At 47.2% G+C, this 12111-nt stretch carries 12 protein-coding genes; 8 read left to right on the top strand and 4 right to left on the bottom strand.

The genetic code is table 11. From position 1 onward, the window contains the following. Positions 1 to 8 precede the first annotated feature (8 nt). The gene (locus OXH00_17575) at positions 9 to 1622 is read right to left on the bottom strand and encodes a CTP synthase (GenBank protein MCY3742829.1); all 1614 of its coding nucleotides are present in this window, start codon (positions 1620 to 1622) and stop codon (positions 9 to 11) included. A gap of 9 nt (positions 1623 to 1631) precedes the next feature. After that, the gene (kdsB, locus tag OXH00_17580; protein ID MCY3742830.1) at positions 1632 to 2363 is read right to left on the bottom strand and encodes a 3-deoxy-manno-octulosonate cytidylyltransferase; all 732 of its coding nucleotides are present in this window, start codon (positions 2361 to 2363) and stop codon (positions 1632 to 1634) included. Positions 2364 to 2554: 191 nt separating this feature from the next. Between kdsB and OXH00_17585 the strand changes: the two genes are divergently transcribed. The 3 genes from OXH00_17585 (at position 2555) to OXH00_17595 (ending at position 5785) form a co-directional block, all read left to right on the top strand. Beyond that, positions 2555 to 3391 carry a LamG domain-containing protein gene (locus OXH00_17585; GenBank protein ID MCY3742831.1) on the top strand — a complete coding sequence of 279 codons (837 nt, stop codon included), beginning with the start codon at positions 2555 to 2557 and terminating at the stop codon, positions 3389 to 3391. A gap of 35 nt (positions 3392 to 3426) precedes the next feature. Then, a complete protein-coding gene (locus OXH00_17590; protein ID MCY3742832.1) occupies positions 3427 to 4248 on the top strand; it encodes a LamG domain-containing protein in 822 nt (273 codons plus the stop codon). 91 nt (positions 4249 to 4339) lie between these two features. Beyond that, the gene (locus OXH00_17595) at positions 4340 to 5785 is read left to right on the top strand and encodes a sulfatase-like hydrolase/transferase (protein MCY3742833.1); all 1446 of its coding nucleotides are present in this window, start codon (positions 4340 to 4342) and stop codon (positions 5783 to 5785) included. Here OXH00_17595 and OXH00_17600 read toward each other — a convergent pair. After that, complete coding sequence (locus tag OXH00_17600; GenBank protein MCY3742834.1) at positions 5727 to 6017, bottom strand: helix-turn-helix domain-containing protein; 291 nt, start codon at positions 6015 to 6017, stop codon at positions 5727 to 5729. The two genes, OXH00_17595 and OXH00_17600, sit on opposite strands and share 59 nt — an antisense overlap. 251 nt (positions 6018 to 6268) lie before the next feature. Between OXH00_17600 and OXH00_17605 the strand changes: the two genes are divergently transcribed. The 5 genes from OXH00_17605 to OXH00_17625 all read left to right on the top strand — a co-directional run bounded on the left by OXH00_17605 (position 6269) and on the right by OXH00_17625 (position 11041). Beyond that, the gene (locus OXH00_17605) at positions 6269 to 6886 is read left to right on the top strand and encodes a phosphatase PAP2 family protein (GenBank protein MCY3742835.1); all 618 of its coding nucleotides are present in this window, start codon (positions 6269 to 6271) and stop codon (positions 6884 to 6886) included. 113 nt (positions 6887 to 6999) lie between these two features. Continuing rightward, on the top strand, positions 7000 to 7767 hold the full coding sequence (locus OXH00_17610) for a hypothetical protein (GenBank protein ID MCY3742836.1): 768 nt from the start codon (positions 7000 to 7002) through the stop codon (positions 7765 to 7767). Between the two features lie 64 nt (positions 7768 to 7831). Then, on the top strand, positions 7832 to 9031 hold the full coding sequence (locus tag OXH00_17615; protein ID MCY3742837.1) for an ABC transporter substrate-binding protein: 1200 nt from the start codon (positions 7832 to 7834) through the stop codon (positions 9029 to 9031). 86 nt (positions 9032 to 9117) lie between these two features. Then, positions 9118 to 10041, top strand: a complete 924-nt coding sequence (locus OXH00_17620; GenBank protein ID MCY3742838.1) for a branched-chain amino acid ABC transporter permease — start codon at positions 9118 to 9120, stop codon at positions 10039 to 10041. A 1-nt stretch (position 10042) separates the two neighbouring features. Next, positions 10043 to 11041 (top strand): branched-chain amino acid ABC transporter permease, encoded by a 999-nt coding sequence (locus OXH00_17625; protein MCY3742839.1) that lies wholly within the window; start codon positions 10043 to 10045, stop codon positions 11039 to 11041. Positions 11042 to 11075: 34 nt separating this feature from the next. Here the strand turns inward: OXH00_17625 and OXH00_17630 are convergent. Then, a partial coding sequence (locus OXH00_17630) for a VWA domain-containing protein (protein MCY3742840.1) occupies positions 11076 to 12111 on the bottom strand: 1036 nt, incomplete at its 5' end.

The following is a 12111-nucleotide window of genomic DNA, read 5'->3' on the forward strand; positions in this document are numbered from 1 at the left end:
TTCTCCTTTCATATTTTCATTTCGGATTGATAGGAGAGCACCGCTGCGATGAATTCACGAAAAAGCGGATGTGGCGCAAGCGGCTTGGATTGAAATTCGGGGTGGAATTGTGAACCTACCATCCATGGATGATCCGTTACCTCAGCGATTTCGACGAGACTTTCGTCCGGCGACAACCCGCTGAAACAGAGTCCCGCCGATTCTAATTGCGATCGGTATAGGTTATTTAACTCATAGCGATGACGGTGACGCTCCAAAATAATAGGTTGCTGATAAGCGTCATAACTTTTAGTATTTTCTTTAAGTACACACGGATAATGTCCGAGTCGCATTGTTGCGCCGAGGTCGGCTATTGAACGCTGTTCATGCATTAAATCTATAACCGGATAGAGTGTATTCTCGTCTACTTCTGTGGTATTTGCATTTTTTAGTTTCGCAACGTGCCGGGCAAACTCAATTACAAGACACTGCATGCCGAGACATAATCCCAAATACGGGATTTTATTTTCACGGGCGTATCGTGCAGCAACCAACATCCCTTCAATACCGCGATAACCGAACCCACCCGGTACGAGTATCCCATCAGCATTCTCAAAAACAGCGTCAAGGTTCGGATGTTCCGTGAGCGACTCCGCCTCTATCCACTCAATGTCGACCGAGGTTTCGTTAGCGATTCCACCATGTTTGAGAGCTTCCTGAACACTGATATAAGCATCGTTGCCGGTCGTGTATTTTCCAACAATCGCAATTCGGGCTTTCCGTTTCGGGTTTTTTAATTTTTCGACCATCGCGCACCATTCGGCATCCATCGGCGCGCGTGTCTCAAGTCCAAGCCTCTTTAAAACGAGATGTCCCATCCCTTGTCGTTCAAAATTAAGAGGTATTTCATCAACACACTTTGTGTCCAATCCCTCGAAAATGCATTCTTCAGTAATACCACAAAGAAGGGCAATTTTCCGACGGAAAGCTTCATCCAGCATTTGGCTGGTGCGACAAAGTAGGACATCTGGCAGTACCCCCAACTCTTGGAGTTTGCGGATGCTATGCTGTGTCGGTTTACTCTTGCTCTCGCCATTGGGTAAGGTATAAATGAGTGACACATGGAGGAACATTGTATCCTCGCGTCCGACCTCGACTGCCATTTGTCGGATGGCTTCAACGAAAGGTGGCATTTCAAAATCGCCGATAGTTCCGCCTATTTCCGTAATAACGATTTCAGCTTCGTTATCCTCACCGATCTGGTAGATGCGTCGCTTGATCTCATCCGTAATGTGCGGAATCAGCTGCACGGTTTCACCGAGATAGTCGCCCCGTCGTTCCTTCTCAATTACTTCCTTATAGACAGAACCGGTGGTAAAGTTAGAATATTTGTTCAGATCTATACCGAGAAACCGCTCATAATTGCCTAAGTCAAGATCGGTTTCCGCACCATCACGGGTGACGAAAACTTCACCATGTTGGAATGGATTCATCACACCCGCATCAACGTTAAGGTATGGATCAATTTTGACGACAATCACCTTAAACCCGCGATTGATAAGCAACCTGCCGAGAGATGCGGTCGTAATGCCTTTACCGATGCCTGAGATAACGCCGCCCGTCACGAAAATGTATTTTGTCATGAAAGTATCCTATGAAGCCTCCAAAATCTGTTTGACCCGTTCCAAGTCGGCAGGAACATCAACCCCAATAAGCGGAGTGTCAGTTTCGACGACATGAATAGGGATACCGTTCTCCAAGAAGCGTAACTGCTCTAAACCCTCCGCCAGTTCGTAGGGGGTTCTGCTCCACTTCGTGAAAGCGAGGAGTTGTTCCCGTCGGTAAGCGTACAACCCGACATGCCGATATATAGGGAATTTATGTAACGCCGTCTCAGGGACGCTACCGGGCATAGATGCACGTGAAAAATATAACGCATCGCCGTGAAGATCTGTGACGACTTTCACGACGTTAACATCCCGATAATCTACAATGGTTTTAACTCGCTGTTTTAGCGTACAAACCTGGATCTCTGGTTTGTCAAGGATAGGTCGCAGCATCAGGTCTATTTGCGCAGGTTTAAGTAACGGTTCATCTCCCTGAATGTTGGCGATAATATCACACGCTAAGTGTTCCGCGACAACAGCGACGCGTTCGGTCCCAGTTTCACACGCACCTGTCATCTCAACGTTTCCACCGAATCCGGCTACCACGTCGTAAATCCGGCGATCGTCCGTTGCGACAATCACTTCATCCAGCGTTTCTGCGCGACAAGCACTTTCATAGACATGCTGCACCATCGGCTTTCCAAGGAGATCCACTAATGGCTTGCCCTCAAAACGGCTTGAGGCATAGCGAGCCGGAATAATTCCTACACTTTGCAACCTTAGCCCCCGTTCGACACCTTAAATTTCCCATCCATATTTTAAATCAGTCTACCGCAAAATGAAGTTAAAATCAAGAAAATTTTGATTTCCATTGCACACCCGAATAGAAAAGTGGTAAACTTTTAATACGAGAAGTCGTTTGAAAAAAAATGAACGAACAATTCATCAAAGTCAAAGGAGATTTTAAAATGAAACGCAATTTAATATCTTTAACATCGAATTGTAGGTTAGTCCCGTATCTGGTATGCTTACTTCTGATAGGCGCGCTCTGTTTACATACGACAGAATTCGCGTCGGCGGAGGCCTTAGATCCGGATTTAGTACTGTATTTCGATTATGAAGACTTCAAGGGAGACACTGTCCTTGAAAAATCCGGACGCGGTTACGACGGCGCGATCAACGGAAAGGTCACACAGTCTAATGACGGGAAGTTTGGCAAAGCCGCCCATTTCGTTACTGGCAGCTTCCTTGACTTAGACGGTCCCAATATCGACCCTGATGATATCCCTACCGAAGGCATGAGTATCGTCGCGTGGCTCAACGTTGAAGCCATCGCAGATATGGCGATTTTCAATGCCCGTGCTGGCGACAACACATGGCTTGTACATCCAGAAGCACGTGGGAGTGGCAAGTATCGTTGGCTCAATCGTAGCCCCGGTGGGGCAACTATCTTTGATATTCGGGCTGGCGATAACAAAGCCAATGAATGGCAGCATTACGCTGGAACGTTCAGCCGAGCAGACGGATTAGCTGTTCTCTACATCAACGGAAAAAACGTTATGGAAGAAAAAGCTCGCGTCGGTACACCTATTGCCGGAGATTGGGATTCTGGTGCTCGCGTCGGCTATAACATTGACGACAACCGACCCTTCGCTGGACTCATGGATGACCTGAACGTCTGGAAGCGCGGCTTGACTGAAGAAGAAGTCAATACCATTATGAACGAAGGCGTTGACGCGTTTCTCGCTGTGGAAGCACGCGGTAAACTGGCGACGACCTGGGGAAAACTTAAGGCATCAAAATAAACGGATGATTCATATTAAAGGAGTACCCCAAACTAATGAAACGAAACCTTATACTAACCGCTTATCTGATGTGCTTACTTCTGATCAGTGCGCTCTGTATGCTTATAGCAGAAATTCAGGAAGCATCCGCTCAGATTTTAGATCCGGATTTGGTACTGTATTTCGACTATGAAGACTTTGATGGAAATACCGTCATTGAAAAGTCTGGACGTGGCTACGATGGCGAGATTAATGGAGATGTTACACAGTCTAATGATGGAAAGATCGGGAAAGCCGCCCATTTCGCATCCGGCAGTTTTCTGGATTTAGATGGTCCCAATGTTAAGGCTGAAGACATCCCTACCGAAGGTATGAGTATTCTCGCGTGGCTCAACGTTGAAGCCGTTTCAGATATGGCGATTTTCAACGCCCGCGCAGGCGATAATACATGGCTTGTCCACCCAGAAGCGCGCGGGGGCGGAAATTATCGCTGGCTCAATCGGAGTCCCGGTGGTACAACGATATTCGACATTCGTGGTGGCGAAAACAAGGCGAATGAATGGATACATTACGGCGGCACATTCAGTCGGGCAGATGGGTTAGCGGTACTTTACATCAACGGTGAAAAAGCCGGTGAAGAAGCAGCTCGCGTCGGTACGCCTATCGCAGGCGATTGGGATCAGGGGGCACGTGTCGGCTATAACATTGACAATAACCGTCCGTTCACCGGACTGATGGACGACCTCAATATCTGGAAACGCGGTTTGTCAGCGGAAGAGGTCAATAACATCATGAATAACGGGCTTAGCGCAGTGCTCACTGCAGTAGAAGCACAAGATAAACTCGCAACTACTTGGGGCAGGCTTAAAGCACATTAACGAAAGTGGGAAGGATTCAAACCATTTTCCGGTAGGCGTGCTGGTGAAGCGCGCCTATCAAATTTGCCTAAATATTAAAAAAAGAGGACACATGGCTAACCGACCCAATATACTCTGGATTTGTAGCGATCAACAGCGGTTTGATTCGTTAGGTTGTTACGGAAATCCATTTGTTGAGACACCGAATTTGGACCGGTTGGCACAAGAAGGCGTTCTTTTTCAACACGCCTACTCGCAAAGTCCGGTCTGCACACCGAGCAGAGCCAGTTTTCTCACCGGACGCTACCCACGTACAACACGATGTAGGCAAAATGGACAAGCAATCCCACCCGACGAAGTGTTGGTGACGAAGTTACTCCGCGATGCTGGATACGTCTGCGGTTTATCCGGAAAATTACACCTCGCACCTTGTAATCCACGCGTCTGCAAAGGGACAGAAGAACGGATTGATGATGGCTATGATCAATTCTTTTGGTCACACGATCCGAGCGATGCTTGGTTCACGCACGACTATATCCAATGGCTACGCGATAAAGGTCTCTGCCGAGACAGTAAACCGTTTCAAGAATCGAAATATGTCCAAGTGATTCCGTCAGAGGAACACAGCCAAACGACATGGTCCATCGAGCGTGCAATGTCGTTTATCGGAAGTGCTGAACGTTTTAAGCAGCCCTGGCTTTTCTCGGTGAATATGTTTGACCCGCACCACGCATTTGACCCACCAGTAGCAGCATTGGAACGATATCGCGATATACTTGATGATATTCCGCTGCCTAACTATGTTGAAGGCGAACTCGACAATAAACCGATCTGGCAACAGGTTGATCATGCCGGTGCTTATGGCAATAGGTCTGGATACCCTTATGCCGAAATGAGCGACACAGATCATCAGTGGGTCCGGGCTGCATATTGGGCGATGATTGATGTCATCGACGCGCAAGTTGGACGCTTGCTGGACTTTTTGCAAGAAACCGGACAGCGCGAAAACACGATTGTTATCTTCACATCCGACCACGGCGAGATGCTCGGTGACCACGGTATTTATCTAAAGGGACCCTACTTTTATGAACCTGCTGTCCGTGTGCCACTGATTATTTCTGGACCGGGAATGCTGAACAACGGCGCACGTTCGGACGCACTTGTGGAATTAGTAGACTTGGCACCGACACTGCTTGAGGCAAGCGATATGGAACCTTATGCCGGTATGCAAGGACAGAGTCTATTGCCGCTGTTGATGGGCAAAAAAGCGTTAAATACACACCGCGATGATGTCTATTGCGAGTATTATAACGCCATGGGATGGCACCGCGAACCTGCCGCGCATGCTACTATGGTGCGAAGCAAACAGCATAAAATCGTCGTCGCCCACGGAACCGGTGGCGGAGAACTCTACGACCTTCACTTGGACCCACAAGAAACAGACAATCTTTGGGATTCCTCTGATCACACGGCTATCAGGCTGGAAATGCAGGAACGGGTTATGGATCGGATGGCTTGGACGGTGGATCCGCTTCCGAAGCGTCAGGCTCCGTGGTAATCTCTGAAACCGAAAACGCGTTGAGTAACTCGGTGCGATAATCGTCTTGTGAGAGTAGTTCTTTATTGGCGCGGAGACTCGCTTCATGGAACCGATAGTCATTTTTGCCGCGTCGATAGTAACACTGCAGGTGTTCAGCGTCAACTGCCCATTTGAGGGCGGCTGGTGAGATATCAAGCATCGCCGCCGCTTCCTTGATATCATACTCAACCACGGCATTGCGTATCTGCATCTTTTTTCCCCAGGTCGGTAGGTGCGGTTTGATGAAGTTTAAGAAAATGGATCGGTAATTCTACATTTTCCCAGGCCCGGTAGGGGCGGTTTCCTAACCGCACCGGGCTTCGCCAAGAAATTACCGAATTAATAAATTAATCTTCATGCAACCGCACTGGACTTTCACAACAAATTACCGAATTAATTTTTTAATCTTCATCTCACGAAATTATAAAAGATACAACGTCATAGGTCAAGCGGAATTTCATAATGCAGTATCGGTATGTCAGTTACATCTTCGCGAGAGGCTTTAAACCGTGGTTTATATGTATTACGGTTTTCTGCACTTTCATGACAGGATTAGAAACGAATGCTGAAAATTTCCTGTCACGCTGGGACCAAACACTTTTTGACCGTATCTACGATTCACCACCACGTCAAGAGCCGATATGGACAGGCATGAAAGGCATCTCAAGGCTCGGAGATTACCGAGGTGTGATGGGTGCCTCAATCCTCCTATTTTCTTATGGAAATGAATCCCATCGGGAAACTGGAAAACTTTTGTCTTCGGCATACATGGGAGCGGGGATCATAACCTTTGGGATGAAAAGATTGGTCGGCAGGAAACGACCTCTTGATGAAACACTCGGGAACCCAGCGATGCCATCAGGGCATGCATCCATTACGTTCAGTGTTGCGACAATTTTAGGGTATCGGTATCCGAAATGGCGAATTCCACTCTATATCGGCGCAGGTCTCGTTAGTTTCTCACGTGTCTATTTAGGGCGGCACTATACCTCGGATGTAGTCGTTGGCGCGGCAATCGGGACTGCGACAGGGATGCTCGTCTGGCATAACCGCACCACATTGTTAAAATGGGAGTTTTAACGATAGGTTGCGTATCACATGTAGTTCCGGCAACCTATATCTATTAAAAAATAAAAATCTTGACAATGAAATTCACATTGCGTAAAATATAATTACATGGGAGGGTTAAACTCATGGCTCGCAGGAAAAATCGCATCAATTTCCGGTATCAACTTATGTGCAGCATCGGTTTGCTTCTGCTCACAGGGGCATTGTTGGCAGGATGTGCTGCTGCACCACAACCCTCAATCGATGTTTATATGGAACCTATTACGGGACGGTTTAACGCCGAGATCAATGCAGAAACAGGGGCCGCAACTGTCGTAAAAAAGGGCGTTGCTGTTACTATCAAACCACTTGATGAAGTGGAATTGTTCACGCTCACCGAAGATCCGAAAGCGAATCCCTACCTTATCGTCAAGAGGAACGGTGCCGTTGAACCTATCTACACAGTGTTTGAGATTATAGTCCACAATCGCGAGAATCGTCGCGTTCTTGTCGAAGACGCAGCGATACTCATGGATGCAAACGGCGCGCAATACGCGAATTTGCCTAACGATTACTTTGATTCACTTTACGACGACGTGAATCTCTCGCAGGGTGATCCATGGAATGCTGCGTATCCCTATGCCGCTACGACTTACCCCTCTTACTACGGTTATTATCAGTCTTATGTAGATGCTGAGGCGTTAGAGTGGGGACGTATTGTGATAGAGGACACTGTTTTTGAAAGCGGTAAATTATTCTCCGGCGCGAAACGGAGCGGTTTCTTAATTTTTGACCGTCTTGAGAGTCATGCAACGGATCTCAGAATTATTGTGCCAGACGTTCGGATCGTCCGTTCAGATGGCAAAGAAGATAAATTGAAATTTAAAATTGACTTCAGACAGATTTTGCCGTAAAATAAGCATATTTCGGATTGATAGCACGCAAGATTTGTCAGAAAATGAAGGGAGCATAGATAACATGAGAAATTGGCTTGTAGGGTTGCTAATAGTCGGGTTTGTGTCCGTTTTCGGATGTCAACCTCAAGATAAGAAGAATACAAGCGAAACACAGAAACCACAAAAAGAGTTAAAAGTCGCCGTTGCAGCACCCTATACAGGTGGGGCTGCAGCGTTTGGAGAAATGATCCGACGCGGTGCTGAGCTGAAGGAAAAAGAAATTAACGAAGCAGGCGGCATCAACGGTATGAAACTGACGCTACTTTTTGAAGATGATGCTGGCAAAGGTTCAGAGGCAAGCCTCGTCGCAGAACGCATCGCCAACAACCCGCAAATTGTCGCAGTGGTTGGACATTTTAATAGTGACTGCTCATTAGCCGGTCAAGAAATTTATGACCGCGCAGGTATTGTTGAACTGTCCCCGGGGTCAACGGCTGTAGAAGTCTGTGAAGGAAGCCCGTGGACCTTCCGAAATTTGTACCACGACGGTTTTCAGGGGAAATTTATTGCGCAATATCTTGATAACGTCTTGATGGGTATTGAATCGGTTGCTGTTTTCTTTGATAATGATGCTTATGGTCGTGGTCTAAGAAACGCGTTCGTAGCGGAAGCCGAGAAAATCGGACTTACCCTCGTCGCTTCGGAAGCTTATGAAAGAGATAGTACCAATTTTAAGGCACAACTCACGAGCATTAAAGCCAAAAATCCTGACGCTATTTTTATCTCTGGACTCTACACGGAAGCGAGCTTAATTGTTAAACAGGGACGTGAAGCTGGGATTACCGCACAGTTTTTCGGTGCCGATGGCGTGGATTCACCAGATTTCCTCACAATCGCAGGCTCCGCCGCAGAGGGTGTTTATCTAACAACACCTTTTACATTTGGCGCAGGGGGCGCAGAGGCACAACAGATGGCAGCGGATTTTGAGACACTTCACGGTGTAGCTCCTGATACATGGGCTGCATTGACCTATGATGCCGTCGGAATGATCGCTGAAGCACTTGAAAAAACTTATAACACCGAAGCATCCATTGCAGATAACCGAAAAGCCATCCGTGAGCATTTAGCCTCCTTAGACACACCTGAAGAAGGTTACCAAGGGATTACAGGGTTAACCTATTTTGATGTAAAAGGTGATACCGTTAACAAACCGGCTTACGTAAAAATTGTGAAAGATGGACAATTTGTTGCCGCAGAGAAACAGCTGTCTGAGTTGAAATAAGCAGTTTTATTCAAAGCAGAAGGTAAGCAGCAGAAACGTCCAGAGTCTTTTTTTTTCTACAAGGTTAACACCCGAAGAAGTTAATTATGGCGCAATTATTGGAACAATTTATTAACGGGTTGGTGTTAGGCGGCATTTACGCACTTATTGCCGTAGGCTATACCATGGTCTACGGCATTATCCAGTTGATTAACTTCGCACATGGCGAGATTTTTATGTTTGGTGCCTACCTCGCCCTGATGCTTATTGCGGTTTTCAATATACCGTTTTGGATAGCATTACCCGCCAGTATGCTCCTATGTGCACTGTTAGGGATGTTGATAGACCTCGTAGCGTACCGACCCCTTCGGGACGCGCCGCGTTTATCGGCGTTGATTACAGCGATAGGCATATCCCTTGTGCTTCAAAACCTCGCCCGGATGATTTGGTCAGCGAGACCCCAGCAATTTCCAACCGAAACGCTTCCAGCATTCCTCGTAAGCGAAGTCAATATGCAAACAGGCGAGATTTTAAACGCCATACCCCTGCCGGGCGGGGGTATCCTCCCTTATCGTGACGTGTCTATTCTCTTACTGGCAGTTGTTTTAATGATCGCCTTAAACAGACTGATTTACCTGACCAAAATAGGTAAAGCGATGCGGGCTTGTGCACAAAACCGTGTAGCGTCAAATTTAATGGGAATTAAGACAAACCAAGTCATTGCAGTAACATTTGCTATTGGTTCCGCTTTAGGGGCAGTTGCTGGTATAATGGTAGGCTTGAGCGAAAATATTACACCTACTATGGGGTATTACAAAGGGGTCGCAGCGTTTGCAGCTGCCGTTCTTGGCGGTATTGGCAACATCACAGGCGCAATGCTCGGCGGCATCATCATCGGCTTAGCCGAAGTTTTCGGAGCCGGATACATCTCCTCAGGGTATCGGTTAGCAATTGCTTATATTATCATGATTGCAGTGATTGTTATTCGTCCATCTGGACTGTTCGGAAAATCAACAGCAAATCGAGCTTAATATGAAAGATAAACTCACACCCAAAACTATAACCTTTGGCTTAGTTGTCTGTTTTTTACCCTTACTGATGTATGGTGTAGATGACATAATTACTTTTCTGTCAAAGTACGGTATCTATCTTGGATGGCCGGGTGGCGAGTATATGCTACGGATTATCGTTCGGGCATGCGTCTACATGCTGCTCGCGGTCGGACTGAACATTGTGTGCGGATTTACTGGATTACTCGATTTGGGGTATGTCTGTTTTTACCTTATCGGTGGTTATACAGCAGGCATACTGATGGCACGGCTCGGCGTTAGTTATTGGGTTGCCCTCCCCCTCGCTGTGCTACATGGAACCGTGTGGGGGTTATTGCGTGGTGCTCCGACTTTGCGACTTACCGGTGATTACTTTGCGATTGTTACTTTTGGTTTTGCTGAGTTGTTCTTCCGTATTGTGAGAAACGAACAGTGGTTGGTTGGCGCGCCAAACGGTCAGCTGCGTGGCATCCCCTCTCCTACACTTTTTGGAGTATCCTTCAATCAAAATTGGCATAACTACTACCATATTCTTATCCTGCTAACGTTGGTTGTCTTTATCACTTATCGGCTACAGCATTCCCGTGTCGGTAGAGCATGGGTCGCTATCCGTGAAGATGAACAGGCAGCAGAAAGTATGGGAATTAACGTCAGTCGCTATAAATCGCTGGCATTCGCTGTGAGTGCTGCGATTGGAGCACTCGGTGGAGGGTTCATTGCGCAATTTCAGGTTAGTATCAGTGTGCCATTCTTTGATTTTTGGGAATCTATCTTGATCTTGTGTATGGTAGTCCTCGGTGGTATGGGAAGTATCCGAGGTGCCATGATAGGCGCAGCGATTCTCGGTTCTTTAGGTGAAGTTTTGAGACCTGGTTTCATTATTCCCTACCAATTCGGCAACGCTCGATACCTCATCTTCGGAATCATCCTCATTCTTTTGATGCGCTTCCGTCCAAGCGGGTTATCCCTAAAAAAAGCATAATATCAACCGAATCCTAACCAACACTGTTCGGTTTTTAACGGCGTGGTTTGCGAAACAATAGGGTAAAGTGTAGCACCTCACAGATAAGCAAAATTAACGCCCCAGCAACAAACCATTGGAAGCGGTCTTGATAGTCGCCATCAGCGCGGATTCTGAATTTTTGCTTTTCGAGCCGTGCTAAATCCGTTGCTAACTGCGTAATCCCTGCTGTTGCATGGTAATAGTTGCCGTCTCCAGCTTTGGCGATTTCTCGCAAGCGCGTCTCATCTAACGCTGTAAGCACGAGTTGACCATTGGCATCACGCTTGTAGGGTGTAGCTTCTGTCCCGGTATCGCTCGGCAGTGGTATAGGCACAGACCTGACAGGGCTACCAACACCGACACAATAGATATGTACACCTCTCTGGGTCGCTGTTTTCGCCGCCTCAACTGCCCCGCGTCCGTGATCCTCTCCGTCTGAAAAAAGAATCAGGACCTTCTGTCCACCGAAATCGGACGTGATTGTTGTCCGATTTTGATCTGGAATAAGTCGATCTATTGCTGTTTCAATAGCGTTACGAATACGGGTGCCACTGTGCGCAAGCGTTTCTACGGTTATCGCCTCCAAGAATTCCCTGAGTGTTACAGTATCACTCGTCAGAGGACATACCACGAAACTCGCCTCTGCAAAGTAGAGTAATCCGATCCTGTCCCCCTCAAGCGCATCTAACAGTGAGAATATGGACGCCTTGGCGTGGTCAAGTCGCCGAACGGTTTTCTCATCTTCCGCGAGCATACTCGTTGAAATATCAAGTGCTATCATAACATCCAACCGCTCAGCGACTGATTCGGGTTTCGCGCCCCACTGCGGACGCGCAATTGCGAGCGTGATGCAAAGATAACTTAGGAGCAACAATCCGGCTTGAATCTTATGGTGTTTTAGATGCGTGGAATCGACATTACTGTGGAATCGTAGCAGGGCATTCTGCTTCTGTCGCAGTCCAAAGAGAAATAAGAAAATTAGAGGTGGCACTGCCCATAGAAGATGGAGATATTCGGGATTGCCAAAACGGAGCCAGTCCATATTTTTA

The sequence above is a fragment of the Candidatus Poribacteria bacterium genome (assembly GCA_026706025.1).
Taxonomy (GTDB): Bacteria; Poribacteria; WGA-4E; order WGA-4E; family WGA-3G; genus WGA-3G.